General features: G+C 72.6%; 17 protein-coding genes and 2 pseudogenes. 12 read left to right on the forward strand and 7 right to left on the reverse strand.

Features of this window, described 5'->3' with window-relative positions; translation table 11 throughout:
- Positions 1–4 precede the first annotated feature (4 nt).
- The 4 genes from ABUW04_RS10350 (at position 5) to ABUW04_RS10365 (ending at position 4,510) form a co-directional block, all read left to right on the forward strand.
- Entirely contained in the window at positions 5–874 is an 870-nt protein-coding gene (locus ABUW04_RS10350) for a carbohydrate ABC transporter permease (protein WP_051726232.1), read from the forward strand.
- Between the two features lie 35 nt (positions 875–909).
- Positions 910–2,043: a LacI family DNA-binding transcriptional regulator gene (locus tag ABUW04_RS10355; RefSeq protein ID WP_380564222.1), complete on the forward strand. Its 1,134-nt coding sequence runs from the start codon at positions 910–912 to the stop codon at positions 2,041–2,043.
- Between the two features lie 84 nt (positions 2,044–2,127).
- On the forward strand, positions 2,128–3,162 hold the full coding sequence (locus ABUW04_RS10360) for a Gfo/Idh/MocA family protein (protein WP_380564223.1): 1,035 nt from the start codon (positions 2,128–2,130) through the stop codon (positions 3,160–3,162).
- Between the two features lie 118 nt (positions 3,163–3,280).
- Positions 3,281–4,510, forward strand: coding sequence for a saccharopine dehydrogenase family protein (locus ABUW04_RS10365; protein WP_380564224.1), 1,230 nt, complete (start codon positions 3,281–3,283; stop codon positions 4,508–4,510).
- Positions 4,511–4,517: 7 nt separating this feature from the next.
- Here the strand turns inward: ABUW04_RS10365 and ABUW04_RS10370 are convergent, their stop codons facing one another.
- Positions 4,518–4,973, reverse strand: a complete 456-nt coding sequence (locus tag ABUW04_RS10370; RefSeq protein WP_380564225.1) for a group II truncated hemoglobin — start codon at positions 4,971–4,973, stop codon at positions 4,518–4,520.
- A 125-nt stretch (positions 4,974–5,098) separates the two neighbouring features.
- The gene (locus ABUW04_RS10375) at positions 5,099–5,755 is read right to left on the reverse strand and encodes a TetR/AcrR family transcriptional regulator (protein ID WP_380564226.1); all 657 of its coding nucleotides are present in this window, start codon (positions 5,753–5,755) and stop codon (positions 5,099–5,101) included.
- A gap of 327 nt (positions 5,756–6,082) precedes the next feature.
- Between ABUW04_RS10375 and ABUW04_RS10380 the strand changes: the two genes are divergently transcribed.
- A complete protein-coding gene (locus ABUW04_RS10380; protein WP_380564227.1) occupies positions 6,083–6,907 on the forward strand; it encodes a beta-glucanase in 825 nt (274 codons plus the stop codon).
- On the opposite strand, the gene ABUW04_RS10385 is transcribed toward ABUW04_RS10380, so the two are convergent.
- Positions 6,898–7,932 carry an aldo/keto reductase gene (locus tag ABUW04_RS10385; RefSeq protein ID WP_380564228.1) on the reverse strand — a complete coding sequence of 345 codons (1,035 nt, stop codon included), beginning with the start codon at positions 7,930–7,932 and terminating at the stop codon, positions 6,898–6,900. The genes ABUW04_RS10380 and ABUW04_RS10385 overlap by 10 nt on opposite strands.
- Before the next feature lie 166 nt (positions 7,933–8,098).
- Between ABUW04_RS10385 and ABUW04_RS10390 the strand changes: the two genes are divergently transcribed.
- Positions 8,099–8,710: a TetR/AcrR family transcriptional regulator gene (locus ABUW04_RS10390; RefSeq protein ID WP_380564229.1), complete on the forward strand. Its 612-nt coding sequence runs from the start codon at positions 8,099–8,101 to the stop codon at positions 8,708–8,710.
- A gap of 109 nt (positions 8,711–8,819) precedes the next feature.
- Here the strand turns inward: ABUW04_RS10390 and ABUW04_RS10395 are convergent, their stop codons facing one another.
- The gene (locus tag ABUW04_RS10395; RefSeq protein ID WP_030261610.1) at positions 8,820–9,254 is read right to left on the reverse strand and encodes a hypothetical protein; all 435 of its coding nucleotides are present in this window, start codon (positions 9,252–9,254) and stop codon (positions 8,820–8,822) included.
- A gap of 364 nt (positions 9,255–9,618) precedes the next feature.
- Here ABUW04_RS10395 and ABUW04_RS10400 point away from each other — a divergent pair, with 364 nt between their 5' ends.
- Together ABUW04_RS10400 and ABUW04_RS10405 are read left to right on the forward strand one after the other, a co-directional pair.
- Positions 9,619–10,494: a peptidoglycan-binding protein gene (locus ABUW04_RS10400; protein WP_380564230.1), complete on the forward strand. Its 876-nt coding sequence runs from the start codon at positions 9,619–9,621 to the stop codon at positions 10,492–10,494.
- Positions 10,491–11,426 carry a helix-turn-helix domain-containing protein gene (locus ABUW04_RS10405; RefSeq protein WP_380564231.1) on the forward strand — a complete coding sequence of 312 codons (936 nt, stop codon included), beginning with the start codon at positions 10,491–10,493 and terminating at the stop codon, positions 11,424–11,426. The genes ABUW04_RS10400 and ABUW04_RS10405 overlap by 4 nt, the downstream gene beginning before the upstream one ends.
- 39 nt (positions 11,427–11,465) lie before the next feature.
- Here ABUW04_RS10405 and ABUW04_RS10410 read toward each other — a convergent pair whose 3' ends face one another.
- Positions 11,466–12,644, reverse strand: coding sequence for an ROK family transcriptional regulator (locus ABUW04_RS10410; RefSeq protein ID WP_380564232.1), 1,179 nt, complete (start codon positions 12,642–12,644; stop codon positions 11,466–11,468).
- Positions 12,645–12,780: 136 nt separating this feature from the next.
- Between ABUW04_RS10410 and ABUW04_RS10415 the strand changes: the two genes are divergently transcribed.
- The 3 genes and pseudogenes from ABUW04_RS10415 to ABUW04_RS10425 all read left to right on the forward strand — a co-directional run.
- Entirely contained in the window at positions 12,781–14,076 is a 1,296-nt protein-coding gene (locus ABUW04_RS10415) for an MFS transporter (protein ID WP_380564233.1), read from the forward strand.
- 1,143 nt (positions 14,077–15,219) lie between these two features.
- Positions 15,220–15,636 (forward strand): annotated as a pseudogene (locus ABUW04_RS10420) (ricin-type beta-trefoil lectin domain protein); the annotation flags it as partial.
- Between the two features lie 15 nt (positions 15,637–15,651).
- Positions 15,652–16,755 (forward strand): annotated as a pseudogene (locus tag ABUW04_RS10425) (discoidin domain-containing protein); the annotation flags it as partial.
- Between the two features lie 102 nt (positions 16,756–16,857).
- On the opposite strand, the gene ABUW04_RS10430 reads toward ABUW04_RS10425, so the two are convergent.
- Positions 16,858–17,445, reverse strand: coding sequence for a hypothetical protein (locus ABUW04_RS10430; RefSeq protein WP_380564234.1), 588 nt, complete (start codon positions 17,443–17,445; stop codon positions 16,858–16,860).
- A gap of 156 nt (positions 17,446–17,601) precedes the next feature.
- Between ABUW04_RS10430 and ABUW04_RS10435 the strand changes: the two genes are divergently transcribed.
- On the forward strand, positions 17,602–18,183 hold the full coding sequence (locus ABUW04_RS10435; RefSeq protein ID WP_380564235.1) for a helix-turn-helix transcriptional regulator: 582 nt from the start codon (positions 17,602–17,604) through the stop codon (positions 18,181–18,183).
- A 28-nt stretch (positions 18,184–18,211) separates the two neighbouring features.
- Here the strand turns inward: ABUW04_RS10435 and ABUW04_RS10440 are convergent, their stop codons facing one another.
- Positions 18,212–19,168: an RNA polymerase sigma-70 factor gene (locus ABUW04_RS10440; protein WP_380564236.1), complete on the reverse strand. Its 957-nt coding sequence runs from the start codon at positions 19,166–19,168 to the stop codon at positions 18,212–18,214.
- Positions 19,169–19,287: the final 119 nt, after the last annotated feature.

Below are 19,287 nucleotides of genomic sequence, written 5' to 3' on the forward strand. Positions count from 1 at the left end.
CCCGATGGCGGACACCCTTCCCGGGCCCTTCACGCGGCTGCGCGGCCGACTCACCCCCACCAGGATCCTCGGCGTCCCGATCGTCTGGCTCTTCGTCGCCTTCAACGTGCTCGTCGGGCTGTGGATGCTGCTGTCCTCGGTGAAGTCGGCGAGTGAGATCTTCACCAGCCCCTGGCGGCTGCCGCACGAGCTGCACTGGGACAACTACCAACGCGCCTGGACCCAGGGCCAGTTCGGCCAGGCTGCCGGCAACACCCTGGTGGTGGTGGCCGGCACCGCGCTGGGCACGCTGGCCCTGGGCGCCCCGGCGGCCTACGCGCTCAGCCGCATCACCACCCGCTGGAACAGCGGCTTCACCATGTTCTTCGCGCTGGGCCTCGGCGTGCCGGCCCAGGTGGTGATGCTGCCGCTGTACGTGGTCATGAACGACCTGCACCTGGTGGACTCGCTGTTCGGCCTGATCGTGGTCTACATCGCCACCTCGCTGCCCTTCACCACCTTCTTCCTCACCGGGTTCTTCGGCACCCTGCCGGTGGAACTGGAGGAGGCGGCGGCCCTGGACGGCGCCTCCCCCTTCCGAACCTTCTGGCAGGTGATGCTGCCGCTGGCCCGCGGCGGCCTGGTCACCGCGCTGATCCTGAACGTGATCCAGCACTGGGGCGAGACGGTGTTCGCGCTGATCTTCATCCAGAGCACCGGCCACCAGACGCTGTCACTGGCGCTGCTCGGATTCCTGCAGCAGATGCAGTACAACGGAGCCGACTGGGGCGGCCTGTTCGCGGGCGTGGCCCTGGTGGTCCTGCCGGTGCTGGCGTGCTACGTCTGGCTGGGCCGCCGCATCATCGAGGGCATGACCGTCGGATCGGTCAAGTGAGCAGCCGTACACGCGGCACGGGGGAAGAGGGATCGATGACACCGCACGCGGAGCAGCCGGGCGGCTCCCTACCGCACCAGGCACGGGATCTGAAGTTCCGTGAGCTGGCGGCGCAGCTGCGGGAGCAGATCCGGGACGGCTCCTGGCCGCCGGGCAGCAGGATGCCCACCGAGCTCGAACTGGCGCGCAGCAGCGGGACGTCGGTGAGCACGGTCCGGCGGGCCGTGGACGACCTGGTCTCCGAGGGACTGGTGTCGCGCCGGCAGGGCGCGGGCACCTTCATCCGCGCCGCCCCCGGCGAGGCGGCGGCCCGCGCCGCGAGCCGCCCGCTGGTGGGCGTGCTGGTGCCGGACACCACCTTCTACTTCCCGCGGGTGCTCCAGGGGATCGAGGAGGGACTGTCAGCGGCCGGGGCCCGGCTGCTGCTGGCCTGCTCCGGCTACGAGGCCGCCCGCGAGGAGAAGGAGCTGAAGGACCTGCTGGACGCCGGGGTGCAGGGGCTGCTGCTGGTGCCCACCCTCAACCGCGAGGAGCCGTACGAGCGTTACCTGCGCCGACTGGCCGCGCTGGAGGTGCCCAACGTCCTGGTGGAGCGGCGGGCCACCTCGCTTGGCGCCACCAACGAGTACGTCTGCAGCAACCACGAGGCCGGCGCCTACGACGCGGTGCGCCATCTGGCGGCGCTGGGCCACCGCACCATCGGCCTGACCCTGCGTGAGGGCAGCCCCACCACCGGTCCGGTCCGGCACGGATTCCACCAGGCGATCGCCGAACTCGGCTGCACCTCCGAGGAGTTCAGCGCCAGGAGGGAGGAGTGGAGCCCGTCCACCGCGGACCGCTGCGTCGCCGCGCTGCGGGACGCCGGCGCCACGGCGGCGGTCTGCTTCGGCGACCGGCAGGCGATCCTGCTGCTGGCCGCGGCCCGCAGGGCCGGCCTGACCGTCCCCGCCGACCTGGCTCTGGTGGCTTACGACGACGAGATCGCCGACCTGGCCGAGGTCCCGCTGACCGCGGTGGCCCCGCCCAAGCACCAACTCGGCCGCACTGCGGCGGAACTGCTGCTGGGTCGGCTGGAGCGGCCGGACCTGCCGTCCCATCAGATCCTGCTGCGGCCGGGCATCACCGTGCGGGCCTCGTGCGGCGCGGTACGGGCCGCCCCGGCACGCTGAGCCGTCCGGGGAGCCGCCCCCGATTGCCCCGATCCACCTGAACCACCCGAACCACCCCGAACCCACAGAGAAAGAGGAACCCTGGTGACTGACATCCGGCTCGGACTGGTCGGCGCGGGCGCCGTCGGCGTACTGCACGCCGACGCCGCCCAGCATGTCGCCGGCGTCCGGGTGACCGCCGTCTGCGACCTGGTGGCCACCACCGCCGGTGCCGTGGCCGCCCCCTGGGGGGCCGCGGTGTTCACCGACCACCGGGAGCTGATCGCCTCGGGACTGGTGGACGCCGTCGTGGTGAACACCCCGCACGCGCTGCACACCGCCATCGTGCTGGACTGCGCCGCGGCCGGCCTGCACGTGCTGGTCGAGAAGCCGATGGCGACCACCGTCGCCGACTGCGCGGCCATGGACCTGGCCTGCCGGGCGGCGGGCGCGGTCCTCTTCGTCGGCCACATCCAGCACTTCCTGCCGCCGATGGCAGCGGCCAAGGCGGCGGTCGACGCCGGGGCCATCGGCCCGCTGCTGATGGTCGACGACCGGCGCAGCACCGACTACCGCCCCGGCACCCGCCCCTCCTGGTTCTTCGACCCGGCGGTGGCCGGCGGCGGCGTCTTCGTGAACATCGGCGCGCACTGCGTGGACCGGCTGCTCTGGCTCACCGGCCGCCGCGTCCACGCGGTGAGCGCCACCGCGGCCCACCGCGAGGCCTACCCGGTGGAGACCGACGTGCTGGCCAGGCTGGAACTGGACGACGGCGTGGTCGGACACATCGCGGTGACCAGCGCGGGGCTGCCCAACCACAACGAGGTGGTACTGATCGGCGAGCACGGCGCCGTCAAGGTCGCCCGAGGCGCCGGGGCCACCCTGCACCCCTACAGCGGACCCGACGCCGGCACCCCGGTCCTGCTCGCCCCCGAGACCCCGGAGGACGTGCCGACGGCTTTCCAACACCAGCTGGCCGCCTTCGCGGCAGCCGTCCGCGGCGAGCGGGCGCCCGCCGTCAGCGCGGAGCACGGCCTGCACGTGGTCGCGGCCCTCACCGCCGCCTACCGCTCCGCCGAGCACGGCGCCCGCGTCGTCCTGGACGAGGACCCGACGGCGGCACTGGCCGGGCAGCTGTAGGCGGTCCGATGTGGACTGCTGCAGCACGGCGCGGTCCAGCCCGCGCCTTCGTTGACAAGCGCTCCGGTCCGTCCCTAGCGTGGCCCCCCGGTGAACTTACTCGGCGGTAGGGAACAGCATGGCCCGTGAGCGCGCGTACGACCTCGTCCTGTTCGGCGCCACCGGCTTCACCGGGGCGCTGACCGCCGACTACCTGGCCTCGGCGGCGCCGGACGGCTGCCGGTGGGCCCTGGCCGGCCGCGACCGGGGCAAGCTGGAGGCGCTCCGGTCGCGGCTGGCCGCCGACCGCCCCGCGCTGGCCGAACTGCCGCTGCTGGTGGCCGATTCGGCCGACCCCGCCGCCCTGCGCGAGGTTGCTGCCGCCGGCCGGGTGGTGATCTCCACGGTCGGCCCCTACGCGCGGTACGGGGAACCGCTGGTGGCGGCCTGCGCCGAGGAGGGGACCGACTACGTCGACCTGACTGGTGAGCCGGAGTTCGTGGACCGGATGTACCTGCGCCACCACGAACGCGCGGTGGCCAGCGGTGCCCGTATCGTGCACGCCTGCGGATTCGACTCGGTGCCGCACGACCTCGGCGTCCTGTTCACCGTCAACGCGCTGCCGCAGGGCAGCGCCGAGCAGCCGATCAGGGTGCAGGGCTTCGTGCGGGCCGGCGGCACGGTCTCCGGCGGGACGCTGGACTCCGCACTGACCGCCTTCTCCCGACTGCTGCCGATGGCCCGGGCCGCCCGCGCGCGCCGCGCGGCCGAGCCGCGGCCGGCCGGACGCCGGGTCCGCGCGGTCACCGGCCTGCCGCGCCGGTCCCGCGCGGCAGCGGCCTGGGTGCTGCCGCTGCCCACCATCGACCCGCAGATCGTGGCGCGCTCGGCCGCCGCGCTGCCCGGCTACGGGCCGGACTTCCGCTACGCGCACCACGCCGCGGTCAGACTGCTGCCGGTGGCCCTGGCCGCGGCCCTCGGCGCGGCGGCCCTGGTCGGTGTCGCCCAGGTGCCGCCGCTGCGGCGCGCCGTCTCCTCGCTGCGCCGGCCGGGCCAGGGACCCAGCGACCGGCAGCGGGCCGACAGCTGGTTCACCGTCAGGTTCGTCGGCGAGAGCGGGGGCCGCCGGGTGGTCACCGAGGTCTCCGGCGGCGATCCCGGCTACACCGAGACCGCCAAGATGCTCGCCGAGGCCGCCCTCTCGCTGGCCTTCGACCCGCTGCCGCCCACCGCCGGACAGGTCACCACCGCCGCGGCCCTGGGCACCGCCCTGATCGACCGCCTCACCGCCGCGGGCCTGCGCTTCACCGTCCTGGACCCGCCGCCGAGCGGGCCGCCGGCCCGTCACCCCGCCCCGGCGGACCGCTGAGGAGCCGTCAGGCCAGGCCGTCCCAGCCCCAGCGCGGGGTGGGGCCCGGATCGCCGAGGTCTTGACCCACCGGGTCGGCGGAGACGTCGCGGGCGATCGCGGTTCCCCAGTCGAAGTACTCCAGGACCCGCCGGCGCAGCAGTTCGTCGTCCGGGAGCTCCTTCTCGACGGAGGTCGTCATCAGCTCCATCCAGCGCAGCCGCTGCTCCTCGGTGATCGACAGGCCGAGGTGCGAGCGCAGCAGCGACTGGTGGCCGCCGAGCCCGTCGGTGAAGCCGGTGGGGCCGCCGAAGACCTCGGCGAGCCAGACCGCCACATGCTCGACGTGGGTGCGGCTGAAGTCGGCGAAGACCGGCGCCAGCAGGGGGTCGGCCAGCACGGCGTCGTAGAAGGTGTTGCTCAGCCGGCGCAGTGCGTCGATCCCGCCGACGGCCTCGAACAGGGTCTCGGAACGCTCGGTCATGCTGGTCCTCCCGTGGTGTGTGCCAGGTCCGCCTGTGCACAGTCTCCGTCGGAAGGGCGCCTCGCGGTGCCGAACCGGGGGAGCCGCGGACCGCGTCGTTCGACTACGCCGGCCGACCTTGCCGGTCAGTGCCGGGCGTGGCGCTGGTGCTCCTGCGCGGCCCGGTGCCGGTCCGCCGGCCCGGCGGGGTCCGGCTCGCCGGGGGCGGCGGCCGGGCGCAGGCCGGCCAGGGTGACCGTCACCAGGCGGTGCACCGCGCTCTCGTCCGGCAGGCTCCCCGCCGCCGAGAGTGCGTGCAGGCAGTAGAGCGCGAGTTCGCCGGGGGAGACGTCCGCCCGCAGCGCGCCGGCCGCCGCGGCCTCGCCGAGCACCTCCTGGAACAGGTCGACCAGTCGCTGCTCGGCGCGGGCGAAGGGCTCGCCGCGGTGGACGAGTGCGGCGACGTCGGTGCCGGCGTGGCGGGCGCGGTGGTGGCAGATGAGGGCGTAGGTCCCCAGGACCGCGTGCAGCCGCTCCTCGGGCATGCCGGCCCGGTCGCGGAGTTCGGCGAGCTGGGCGAGGTGCGCCGCGACGTGCTCCTCGTGGCGGGCGATCAGGATCGAGTCGACGTCGGGGAAGTACTTGTACAGCGTCGCCCGCCCGATCCCGGCCTGCTCGGCGATCTGCGTCATCTTCACCGACGCCAGGCCGTGCTCGCCCACCAGGGCCGCGGTGGTCTCCATGATCGCGTCGCGCACGGCATGGCGGTGCGCCTCGATCGTCTCGTTCCACAGTTTCGGCACACCTGCATGCTACACATCGACGCTACCGAGACAGAGTGTGTTGGCAGCGACTCCATGTCTCGTAAAACCGAGGGCCGTCCCGACGGAGGCGCCGGTTTCCGCGAAACCGTCAGAATCCGACGCATCGGCAGGGAGTCAGAGGATGATCGAGGCCATCGGCCTCGGCAAGCGCGACGGAGACACCACGGCGCCGCCCGGGCCGGGCGGCGGACGGGCGGTCCGGCTGGGCCGAACAGGGGAGTGCGGACTTGCCCCGCCCCTCCGCAGGGAATGGATCGCTGCGCTCTGCCCGATCCTCCTCACCCACTCCGGAGCGATATGCGCGCCGTGCCGCGTACAGCCGTCCTGTGCGCCCTGACCGCAGCCGTGATGGTGGCGCTGCTGCTGCCCGCCACCCCCGGGGCCCGGGCCGCCGTGGCCCGGCGCCCCGCCGCGCCCCAGGCCCTGGTCTTCGACGAGGAGTTCAACTCGCCGAGCTGGGGGCGCCGGGGCGCGGTGTGGGCCGAGTCCACGGTCGCCTACCCCGACGGCGGGAGGGCCGACCGCAATGACGCCAAGCTCGACCAGCTGGAACCGGCGGCGATGCGGATCAGCCACGGCGCACTGCAGGTCACCGCCACGGCCAGGACGGCCCACGGCCCCTGGCGGACCGGTCTGCTGAGCACCGAGCCGTACGGCTCGGGTGCCGCGGGCGGCAACGGCTTCCAGCTCAGGACCGGCGACTACGCGCAGGTCCGGCTGAAGCTCCCCGGCCGCCAGGACGGCGGCGGCCACGGCGCCTGGCCGGGCCTGTGGACCTGGCGCGACGGCAACGAGGTCGACCTCATGGAATGGCACAGCGAGACCCCCGACATCATCGAGTTCGCCAACCACTCCGAGGGCGCCGACACCTTCGCCTTCGTCCACTCGCCGCTGGTGGGCTTCGGCAAGTGGATCAACGTGGCGGTGCGCTTCAACGCGGATGACGTGAGCTGGTACATCGGGGACGACACCCACGGCCTGCGGTTGGCGCAGAGCGACCGCACCGGTGTCGGCCCGGACTGGCACGCCTACCTGATCGCCAATCTCAGCGTCTCGGCCCAGCCCGGCCGGTTCCCGGTCTCGACCCGTCCGATCACCCTGCTGATCGACCGGATCCGGGTCTACCGGTAGGCCGGGGCCCGGCGCCGCAGCGCGGGGTCGAGCAGCGCCGGCGGGGTGTCCAGCTTCTCGTGCGCGGCCAGGTCGACGCCGGGTGCGACCACGGTGTCGATCGCGTCCAGCACGTCGCCGGGGAGCACCGTGTCCGCGGCGGCCAGCTGGGCCCGCAGGTGGTCCAGGGTGCGCGGGCCGATGATCGCGCTGGTCACCCCGGGATGCGCGGTCACGAAGCCGAGCGCGAGCTGAATCAGCGTCAGTCCGGCCTCCTCGGCGACCTTGGCCAGCTGCTCGACGGCGTCGAGCCTGGCCCGGTTGGCGGGCAGGGCGGTGTCGAAGCGCTGCGGCATCAGCCTGGAGCGGTTGGTGCTGACCGTCCGGCCCTCGCGGACCGCGCCCGACAGCCAGCCGGAGGCCAGCGGGCTCCACGCCAGCACGCCGAGGCCGTACTGCTCGGTCACCGGCAGGACGTGGGTCTCGATCCCGCGCTGCAGGATCGAGTAGCTGGGCTGCTCGGTGACGTAGCGGGCCAGGTGGTGTTCGCGCGCGGCCCACTGGGCCTGCACGATGCGGTATGTGGGGAAGGTGGAGGAGCCGAAGTAGCGGATCTTGCCCGCGCGCTGCAGGTCCGTCAGTGCCGAGAGCGTCTCCTCGTCGCTGGTGTCCGGGTCCCACCGGTGGATCTGGTAGAGGTCGACGTGGTCGACGCCGAGCCGGCGCAGGCTGTTCTCCAGCTCGGTGACCAGCCAGCGGCGGGAACTGCCGCGGTGGTTGCGCTCCTCGCCCATCGGCAGGGTCGCCTTGGTGGCCAGCACGATGTCGTCGCGGCGGCCGGCGATGGCCTTGCCGACCATCTCCTCCGACTCGCCGGCGCCGTACATGTCGGCGGTGTCGATGAGGTTGACCCCGCCCTCCAGAGCGGCGTCGACGATGGCGGTGGCCTGGTCCTGGGTGGTGCTTCCGATGCTGCCGAAGTTCATCGCGCCCAGCGCGAGCGAGCTGACCTGCACACCGGTGCGGCCCAAGGTGCGGTACTGCATGACTGTGTTCCTCCGTCGCGGGTGAAGCATGGTGGCACTGCCCGGCTTGGTCGCCGGGCTTCTGCTCTGGCATCATTCGAATAAGCGGAACGTTGCTCCGCTAACGATACGGAACCATGTTCCGCTTTGGCAAGCGGTGCATGTGGACAGTGGAGGAAAGGGCGCAGTGACCGACAACGATGAGGCGGCAGAGGCGGGCGCGGGCGCGGGGGCTGCGGCCCGGCCCAGGCGGGCGGACGCCCGGCGCAACCAGGAGGCACTGCTGGACGCGGCCGCCGCGGTCTTCGTCACGTCGGGCGTGGAGGCGCCGGTGCGCGACATCGCCGCCGAGGCCGGCGTCGGGACCGGCACCATCTACCGCCACTTCCCGACCCGGGCGGACCTGGTCATCGCGGTCTACCGGCACCAGGTCGAAGCCTGCGCCGAGGCCGGCCCGGCCCTGCTGGCCGCCGGCGGCAGCCCGCACGCCGCGCTGGGGCAGTGGATCGACCTCTTCGTGGACTTCCTGGTCACCAAGCACGGACTCGCCTCCGCGCTGCGGTCCGACCAGGCCGGCTTCGAGACGCTGCACGCCTACTTCCTGGACCGCCTCGTGCCGGTGTGCAGCCGACTGCTGGACGCCGCGGTCGCCTCCGGCGAGATCCGGTCCGACCTCACCGCCCTGGAACTGATGCACGGGGTGGGCAACCTCTGCATCGGCGCGGACAGCGACCCCCGCTACGACGCGCGCCGACTGGTCGAGGTCCTCGTCGCGGGGCTGCTGCGCCAACCGCGCTGACGGGCCATCGGGGGAGGGCCGGCCCGCCGGGGCGGGAACGACGACGTGGGTCCCCGCCCGGGCAGGCGGGGACCCACGGGTGCAGCCGGGCTGCCGGGGAGGTTTCCGGTCAGGCCTGGCTGCCGCTGTGGCGGCGGCGCAGCACGACGGCGCCGATGCCCACGGCACCGATCAGGGCCGCGCCGGCCGCCAGGTCGGCGGTGTTGGCGCCCTGGCTGGTGGAGCCGATGCCGGTGTGCACGGTGCCGGAGGGAACCTTGGCGTCCGGGCAGACCCGGGCCGCGAAGGAGGCGGCACCGTTGGCGGCGCTCTGCAGCGCGGTCAGGTTGTCCCGCTCGGCGGTGCCGGGGTGGCCGCCGCCGGCGACCTGCTTCTTGTAGTCCGACACGGCGGCGTTGTAGGCGGCCTCCGCCTTCTCGGCGGCCGTCACGGCCTTGGCGCAGGCCCGGGAGGCCTGCGGCGTCGCCGCCTGGGCTGCGGGGGCGACGAGGGCCAGGCTCGCGCCCAGAACAGCAGTACCGACAACGGCGTGAATGGAACGCATGCTTGTGCTACCTCCAGCAAGCCCCGGGCGCGGCACGGTGTACCGCTTCCAACCCTGGCTCACAGGAATCACACAAGTCGGACTCCCCACCCCCCGCATGTCGGCACCGGGTCCGAACGGGTCGCAGTCGCGGTGTGTCGCGTCGGTCAATGCCGCATACCTACAGCTCAGCGTGGTAACGGTCCGTCAGGGGACGAAGTGTCAGCTGACGCCCCAAAAGGGTGACGGGGCGTCGGCTGCGGTCGGCGGTCGGTGCTGTTTGTGAGGGTGTGGCCCGGCTGACTGGTTCATACCAAAGCTCGCTACGATCCCGCCGGGGCCCAGGGGTCGGAACGGGCCTGGGGTGGATCGGAGGGGTGGGACAGTGGCGCGTTGGAAGGCGTTGCCCGGCGGGCTCGACCCGGCGGTGGTGGAGTTCGTGGGCGGGTTGCGTTCTGCGAAGGACGACAGCGGACTGACGCTGAGACGGCTCGCCGTCAGAACCGGCTACAGCGCCTCGTCCTGGGAGCGCTATCTCGGCGGGCGGCTGCTGCCCCCGCCCGAGGCGGTCGAGGCACTGGCCGAGCTGGCCGGGACGGACTCGGCCCGGCTGCTGGCCCGGTACGAGATGGCGGCGGACGCCTGGCGCCGGGAACAGCCCGAGGACTCCGAGCAGCCGGGGGACGACGGCGTCGCCCCGGACGGACCGGACGTCGGACCGGACGTCGGACCGGACGACCCCTCAGCCGTACCGGTGCAGGCCGCGTCCACGGCCGGCGAGGCCGAGCCTGCCCCACCTGCCGAGCCTGTTGTGCTCGCCGTGCCTGCCGTAACGCTGCCCGCCGGCCAGCGCCGCCGGGCGCGCCTGCAGCTGCTGGTCACCGCCGTCGTCTCGGCGGCGCTGGGCGCGACGGTGGCGACGCTGGTGGTGCTCGCGGGCCAGGGCCGGTCGGCGGCCGCCCCCGCCCGGGTGGGCGCGGTGGCGCGGCCGGTCGACTACGCCTGCGACTACGTCCGCAGAGCGGGCCGCTGGTACGCAGGGAACAGCACCACCCTGACCGACCCGCTCGAAGTCGACATGTCCGGTCCGGAGGTGGCCGAGCTGCAGTGCCTGCTGCAGCGTGCGGGGATCTCCCCCGGCGGCATCGACGGCAACTTCGGCCCGCTGACCGAGGCCGCGGTCATCCAGGCGCAGAAGACCTACCGGCTGGACGTCGACGGACAGGTGGGGCCACGGACCTGGGCGGCGTTGCGCGGATGAGCCACAGCCCACCCGAATGCGTGCGCCTGGCCGCCGAGTTGCGCCTGCTGCGCGAGCGCTGCGGGCTGACGCTGTCCGCGCTGTCCGCCGCGTCGCCCTACAGCAGGTCGTCCTGGCAGCGCTATCTGGCCGGGCGGACACTGCCGCCCTGGCCCGCCGTGCGCACCCTGTGCGAGCTGGCGGAGGAGCCGGAGCCGCGGTTGGAGGCGATGTGGGAACTGGCCGAGTCCGCGTGGAGCCGACGGACGGCGACACTGGCGACGCCGTCGGTTCCGTCGGTCCCTTCGGCCCAGATGGCCGACCCGGCCGGCCCGGTCGGGAGCTCGCAGGACGCCGACGTCCGGACCGAGGAACCGCCTACGGCCGAACCCGGCGAACCTGCCGAACCCGGTCCTGTCGTGCCGGCCGTCGCTCCCGCCGGAGGAGCGGCCGGACGGGCCCGGAGACGGTGGACGATCGGCCTCGCCGCCGGCGGCGTCGCGTTACTCGCGTGCACGGCCCTCACCGTCTCGGCCGCGGACGGCGGCGCCTCGCCCGGCGCCGGCTCCGCACATCCGTCGTCCTCGGCTTTCCACGTCGGCTGCACCGGAGCCGCCTGCGACGGGCTGGACCCGGGCACGGAGCTGTGCGGAGTCGAACCGCAGACCCTGCTCCATGTGCAGACCCCGGCCGGAGTCGGACTCGAGATCCGGTACAACCCGCTCTGCCAGGCCGCCTGGGCCAGGGTCTGGAACGCCAGGTCCGGCGACCGGCTCAGCCTCTCCACCCAGGGCCGGCCGACCCAGAGCGCCACGGTCTCGCACCCGAGCAACGTCGACCCGTTCGTCTACACGCGCCTGGTGGCCATCGCCGGTGGGAGTGCTCCGTTGAAGGCCTGCGTGACCCTCGGGCCGGGCAAGGCCGCCGAGTGCTACTCGGCGACACCGCCCTGACCACGGACGACATCGTGCGGTGCGGGATCCGGCGGGCAGTCAACGCCCGGGCGGGGCCGGGGCCAGGGCCTCGGCGCGGGCGAGGCGGATGGCGCCGGTGAGGTCCGCGTCGGTGCCCAGCGCGCCGGGGACCAGCGTCAGCGAGGAGGCGACCGCCGGGGCGCAGTAGCGCTCGATCTGTTCCGACAGACCGCGCAGCACATGGCGGCCCGCACCCCCCAACGCGCCGTCGAGGACCAGCAGGCCCGGGTCGAGGAAGGTGCACAGGTCGGCCAGCGGACGGCCGAGGGCCCGACCGACCTCGCGGAGCACCCGGGCCGGCGCCGGCTCGTCGGCGTCCGCGAGGCGGAGCACCTCGGCGAAGTCCAGCGGCCGGTCGTAGGCCGTCTCCATCAGCTCCACCAGCGGGCGGCGCGCCCGGGCCGACAGGCAGCCACGGGCTCCGCAGATGCACAGCGGTCCCTCGTCGTCCGCGTGGATGTGCGCGATCTCCCCGGCGAAGCCGGAGGTCCCCCGGTACAGGGCGCCGTCGAGCACCAGCCCGGCGCCGACGCTGCGCTCGCCGAGCTTGAGGTAGACCTGGCAGCGGTGCCCGCGCCCGGCACCCGCGTGCGCTTCGCCGAGAGCGCCGAGGTTGGCGTCGTTCTCGATGACGACGGGCACGCCGAGCCGTTCGGTCAGGGCACTGGCCGGGTCGGGACGCAGCCAGGGCGCGAACCCGGAACGCGGCGTGCCGGTGCCGCCGTCGGCAGGCCCGGGGACCGGTAGCCGTGCGGGCGGCAGGCCCACGCCGCGCTGGAACGGAGCGGGCACCCCCAGCACGATCCGGTCGAGCGCCCCGCCGCCCGCCTCGCTCAGGAACCTCCAGGCCGGATCCAGGACCTGCGGGTCCGACGGGTCGTCGGGGACCGACAGGTCGCTGCGGGCCAGGACCGTGCCGCCGTAGGTCGCGACGGCGATCTGCAGCCGGCCGTGCGCCCAGATGACCGCACCGACGGTGCGCGGCGGCGCGGTGGGGACCAGCAGCATCGCGGGCCGACCGGCCCGGGCGCCTGCGGCGCTGCCGGCGGGCCGCTCGGCCAGCGCGCCGGCCCGCAGCAGTCCGGTGACGGCCGTGGTCACCGTGCCCAGCGGCAGGCCCAGTTCCTCGGCGAGCTCGGCACGGGTGGTCCCGTCGCAGGTCTGGACGGCGCCCAGCACCCGCTGCCTGGCGTCCATGGCCGGCCTCCAATTCCCCTGGCACCGCGATAAAGAGAGATGGGCGCATACCTGCTGCGCATCCGCCCAGCCGTCGGTATCGTCCGTCTGACGCCTGCTCACCATGGCTGGTATTTCCATGACTTGAGGAGAATAGATGCCCGGCCGGAGGACCGCAACAGACGCCCGTCCGCCTGCTCCGTCGCGGAAGGAACCGCCGTTCGCCGCGCTGGCCTTCCGGCCGTTCCGCTGGTGGTTCCTGAGCCAGATCACCTCGGCCTCCGGTGGCATGACGCAGGCCGTGGCGACCTCCTGGCTGGTGCTCACGATGACGGGCAGCGCCGTCGGGCTCGGCGTGCTCTCCGCGGTGACCATGCTGCCGAGCCTGATCGCCGGCGCGTGGTGCGGCGCCGCGGTGGACCGGCTGGACCGGCGCCGGGTGCTGATCGGCACCCAGGGCGCGCTCGCCGTCCTCAGCCTCGCCCTGTACCTGCTGATCGCGACACATGCCGTGGCCTACTGGTCGATCCTGCTGCTCTCCGGCGGCAGTGGGCTGGTCAACGCCCTGGACGGACCCGCCCGTCAGGTCTACGTCCTGGACCTGGTCGGGAGGGCGCGGTTGAGCAGCGCCGTCAGCCTGTACGAGGTCATCCTCAACACCTCACGGGTGTTCGGCCCGGCACTCGGCGGCGTGGTGCTGGTGCTGTGGGGCGCGGGCGCCTGCGTCCTGGTCAATGCCGCGTCCTTCCTCGCCCCGCTCGCGGTCCTGCTGCTGCAACCACCGGCCCTGCAACCGCCGACTCCCGCAGCCACGCCCGCGCACGAACCGCTCGAACCGCCCGCCGCGCCGACGACACGCCGCGCCGCCGCCCGCGCCGGTCTGCGCTACGCATGGTCCGTCCCGGCGATCCGCTCCTGCCTGCTGATCGCAGCGGCCTGCGGGATCCTGTTCAACCCCGGTGTGCTGATGCCGCTGCTGGCCGACCGGGTCTTCCACCTGGGTGGCGGCGGCTACGGCGCACTGCTGTCCGTCTTCGGCCTCGGCGCACTGCCGGGCGCCCTGCTCGCCGCGCGCGGCGACGAACCGACGGGCCGTCAGGTCGCGCTGCTGGCCGGGGCGACCGGCCTGAGCACGGCCGCGACGGCGTGCGCGCCGGACCCGGTCCTGCTCTACGTCGGCATGGCCGCGGTCGGGTTCACCTCGATCTGGATGGTCGCCCGGGCCAACACCCTGGTACAGCTGCGCGCGGCGCCGGAACTGCGGGGCCGGGTCATGGGCGCGTGGACCATGGCGCTGCCCGGCGCGAGCCCGGTCACCGGTCTGGCGATGGGCACCCTCGCGGACCTCGCCGGCGCCCGCACCGCATTCGGCTGCGCCGGGCTGCTGCTGCTCGCCATCGTGGCTGGTACCTGGCGCGGACTCGCGGGATCCGGTCCGTACCGGGCCGGCTGACGACGGGTCGGATTTGGTGAGTCTGTACGCGCGAACGCTTGACAGCCATGTGCATGCCCCGTAGAAATCAGCTGGCTAGAGAGCGCTCTCTTCCGCACGAATCAACGCCAACCGGCCCTACGGGCAGGCGTGCTGCGCCGTCACTCCGCCGCAGCTCCGCCATGCCCGCTGCTGGAACCGAGAAGGCGCGAGCCGCGCTGAAGGGAAGGCAACGTGTTCGTCATACCGCGTATCGGCCGGGGGCCCGGCCGACGAAGCGAACCTCGAAGGCAGGTGCCCCGGACATCGGCGAGGGGGCGCTCGCTCCTGGCCACCGTGGCACTGCTGGCCGGATGCCTGTCCGGCGCCGTCGCCACCACGATGGTCGCCGCCCCCGCCGCGCAGGCGGACACCGTGCCGCCGGCGCCGTCGGGTTGGACCACCGTGTTCGGCGACAACTTCGCCGGGGCGGCCGGCTCGGCACCGTCGTCGGCCAACTGGTTCTACGACATCGGCACCGGCTACGGGACGGGTGAGAGCGAGCAGACCACCAACTCGACCGCCAACTCCTACCTGGACGGCAACGGCCACCTCGTCCTGAAGGCCATCAACAACGGCGGGACCTGGACCTCGGCACGGCTGGAGAGCACCCGCGAGGACTTCCAGGCACCGGCCGGCGGCAAGCTGGAGATGACCGCCTCGATCGAGCAGCCCAACCCCGCCAACGGCCTCGGCTACTGGCCCGCGTTCTGGGCCCTGGGCTCCCCGATGCGGGCCGGCGGCGGATGGCCCCAGTCCGGCGAGATCGACATGATGGAGGACGTCAACGGCCTGAACGAGGCCTCGCAGACCCTGCACGACTCGGCGAACAGCCCCGGACACGGCCTGATCGCCTGTCCCGGCGCGGGATCCACCTGCCAGACCGGCTACCACACCTACTCGGTCATCATCGACCGCACCGACACCAGCGCCGAGACCCTGCAGTTCCTGATGGACGGCACGGTCGAGAACACCATCACCGAGGCCTCGGTGGGCACCGCCGCCTGGCAGGCCGCCATCGACCACGGGTTCTTCATCATCTGGGACCTGGCGATGGGCGGCAACTACCCGGACGGCGTCTACGGTTCGGCGACCCCCACGGCGGCGACGACCTCGGGCGCCTCGATGAGCGTCGGCTACGTGGCCGTGTACGAGCAGGGCGGCAACTCCACCCCGACCGGCACCGCCACCGCCACCGGCGCGCTCAAGGGGATCAACAGCCTCTGCGCGACCAACCAGAACTCGCTGAACACCGAGGGCAACCCGATCGGGGTGAGCGCCTGCAACGGCAGCGCCGGCCAGCAGTGGTCGCCCTACAGCGACAACACCGTACGGGTGCAGGGCGGTTGCCTGGACGTGGTGAGCGCAGGGACCACCAGCGGCACCAACGTCGACTGGTACCCCTGCAACGGCACCGCCGCCCAGGGCTGGACCCACCAGGCCAACGGCGAACTGCTGAACCCGAGTTCGGGACTGTGCCTGACCGATCCGGGCGGCAACACCGCCTCCCGGCTCGACATCGAGACCTGCACCGACTCCGCCCAGCAGCAGTGGACGATGCCCACCGGCAGCGGCGGCACCGGGAACACGGTGACGGTGACCAACCCCGGCAGTCAGACCTCGACCGTGGGCACGGCAACCAGCCTGCAGGCACAGGCGAGTGACTCGGCGTCCGGCCAGACCCTCACCTACGGCGCCAGCGGACTGCCCGCCGGGCTGTCGATCAACGCCTCCTCGGGCCTGATCTCGGGCACCCCGACGACCGCAGGGACCTCCAACGTCACGGTGACTGCCAGCGACACCACCGGGGCGGTCGGATCCACCTCCTTCAGCTGGGTGGTGAACGCGGCCGGCGGCAGCGGGTGCGGTACGACCAATGTGGCGCTGAACAAGACGGCCACGGCTTCGTCGGCGGAGAACGTGGGTACGCCGGCGCAGGATGCGGTCGATGGTGATACGGGGACGCGTTGGTCCAGTGCGTTCTCGGATCCGCAGTGGTTGCAGGTGGATCTGGGTTCGGTGCAGAGCATCTGCAAGGTGGTGCTGGACTGGGAAACCGCCTACGCGACCGCGTTCCAGATCCAGACGTCGACCGACGGTACGACCTGGACGCCGATCTACTCCACCACGACCGGTACCGGTGGCACGCAGACCCTGAGTGTCTCCGGCAGTGGCCGCTACCTGCGGATGTACGGCACCGCTCGGGCCACCCAGTACGGCTACTCGCTCTGGGAACTGCAGGCCTACGCGGGAACCACCAGCGGTGGCGGGTGCGGTACGACCAATGTCGCGCTGAACAAGACGGCTACGGCTTCGTCGGCGGAGAACGTGGGTACGCCGGCGCAGGATGCGGTCGATGGTGATACGGGGACGCGTTGGTCCAGTGCGTTCTCGGATCCGCAGTGGTTGCAGGTGGATCTGGGTTCGGTGCAGAGCATCTGCAAGGTGGTGCTGGACTGGGAGACGGCGTACGCGACCGCGTTCCAGATCCAGACGTCCACTGACGGTACGACCTGGACGCCGATCTACTCCACCACGACCGGTACCGGTGGCACGCAGACTCTGAGTGTCACGGGCAGTGGTCGCTACCTGCGGATGTACGGCACCGCACGGGCCACCCAGTACGGCTACTCGCTCTGGGAACTGCAGGCCTACAGCAGCAGCTGAGTACCGCTCAGCGCTCGTTGCTAAGCACTCAGGCGCGGGGTGGGCCGGGGAATCCGATTCCCGGCCCACCCCGCACTCATGCCGTCAGGAGACCGGCTAGGCCGTGGCCTGGGCCCGAGTGGCCTCGGTCTCCGTGCCCTCCTGGGCGCGGGCCCGGGAGCGGACACGGTCGACGTAGCGCATGGTGAAGACGAGCGGCAGGGCGAACGCCGCAGTCTGCACGAGGATGCGGCCGACGGCGGAGGAGTGCGCCAGGGCGGCAAGCCCGATGTATCCGGCGGCGAACGAGGCGGCCCATACCGCCGAGATGATCATATTGACGTGCAGGAACAGCGGGTTGTCCCAGGCTGCGCGTGGCATGCTCTGCCGGGCCACGCCGAGGGTGAAGGGCTTGCGCACCAGCAGCGACCCCACCGCGATCACCCCGAGCGCGCCCGACGCCATCGCCGGGATGTACGCGTGCAGCGCGGTGTGCGGATCCGTGAACGCGAGCGCGGTGAGTCCGGTGAAGTAGGCGCTGGTTCCGACTTCCATGATCTGCGCGTCCAGCGGCAGTCCGCCGCGGGTCTTGCGGACGATCTCGACGACCGAGACGACGAGCGCGAACAGCGCGGCCCACTTCCACTGTGCAGAGGGGATGACCGCGAAGGCGATCCATGGCGCAAAAGCGCGCAGGTAGGACACGGGAGGGCTCCCTCGATACGACCGACATGTCTGGACTGACAGGTCGAAGCTAAAACCTCGTCATCAACATGTCAATCCAGAAATATCGACATCGACAGGTGTTCCCCGAAATGTCGACTGGCCACCCGTCCGAACCGGAAGCTAATGTCAACGGTCATGAGCCTGCGACATGCACTGCTGGGGCTGCTGCGCGAGCAACCGGCCAGCGGATACGACCTGATGCAGATCTTCAAGCTGTCGCTGGGCAACACCTGGCCGGCCACGCAGGGCCAGATCTACCCGGAGCTCGGCAAGTTGGCCGACGCCGGTCTGCTGTCGGTCTCCGAGCAGGGTGCGCGCGGCCGCAAGGAGTACGCGCTGACCGAGGCCGGACTGGCCGAAATCCGCCACTGGCTGCTGGAGACGGAGCCGGAGCTGCACCCGCGCAGCGAGTCGCTGCTGCGCATCTTCCTGCTCGGCGCGCTCAGCCGCGAGGAGTCGGAGAACTACCTCCGCTGGCTCACCGAGGCCTCCGGCAAGGAGGTCGCCACGCTGGAAGCCATCGAGGCGACCTCCGCCGACTGGCCCGACACCGACCTGGCGGAGTACAGCGGCCTGGCACTGGAGTACGGCAAGCGGCTCTGGCTGATGACGGAGGAATGGTCGACCTGGGCGGCCGACCAGGTCGCCGCCCGCACCAAGGCCAAGCAGGACCAGGCGGAGCGGGACCCGGCCCAGGAGGAAGAAGACCAGAAGTAGCGGGGCCGCAGTCCCGGCTCCCACTGCGTCAGCGCACCGTCGCCTCGTGCAGGACCGACCAGGCGTCGGCCGGCGGACCCAGGTGCCTGAGCTTGTCGGGGTTGATCACCGTACGGATCGTGCGGATCCGCCCGTCCAGGATGTCCAGGGCCAAGGTGTTGACGACCCTGCCCTCCCGGTCCCGGACGACCGCTCCCGGCTGGCCGTTCACCCGGTGCGGCTGCACGACCCCGCCGATCCGGACGAAGGACGGCACCAGCGCGACCAGCACCCGCGCCACGCTCTCGGCACCGAGGATGCGTTCGGCCACCTGCGGCGACTTGCCGCCGCCGTCGCCCACCATCTGCACATCGGCAGCCAGCAGTTCGCGCAGCCCGTCGACATCGCCCTCCCGGAGGGCGTCGAAGAACCGGTCGGCGAGTTGCTCGCGCTCCCGGCTGTCGGCCTCGAACCGGGGCCGGCCCGCGTCCATGTGCCGACGCGCCCGTAGCGCGAGCTGGCGGCAGGCCGCCTCCGAGCGCCCCACCGCCGCAGCGACCTCGGGGAAGCCGAAGGCGAACACCTCCCGCAGCACGAACACCGCACGCTCCAACGGACTGAGCCGCTCCAGCAGGAGCAGGGCCGCGACGGAGACCGATTCGGCCAGCTCCGCCGAGCGCTCCGGGTCCTGGTAGGGATCGGTGAGCAGCGGCTCGGGGAACCACGGCCCGACGTACTCCTCCCGGCGGACCCGGGCCGAACGCAGCACGTCGATCGAGATCCGGGTGACCACGGTGGACAGGAAGGCCCGGACCGAAACCGGCTGTGCCGAGGAGCCCTCGACGCGCAGCCAGGCCTCCTGGACCGCGTCCTCGGCCTCGCTCACACTGCCGAGGATCCGGTAGGCGATCGCGAACAGCAGCGGTCGCAGCTCCTCGAACTCCTCGGCCCGGGCGGACATCGGGGCCGGACCCGGGCCCGCCCCTCCTGCCGCGACCACCCGCATGACATCACCTTCCGATCCCGGAGACCGTCTCCGTGACAGCAGACGAGACAGCCCGGCTGTCTGTGACATCCCGCCCACGCCCGCAGTCATGTGTCAGTGCCTCGTGATTGACTCCTCAG

The sequence above is a fragment of the Streptacidiphilus jeojiensis genome (assembly GCF_042510965.1).
In the GTDB taxonomy this organism is placed as follows: domain Bacteria; phylum Actinomycetota; class Actinomycetes; order Streptomycetales; family Streptomycetaceae; genus Streptacidiphilus; species Streptacidiphilus jeojiensis.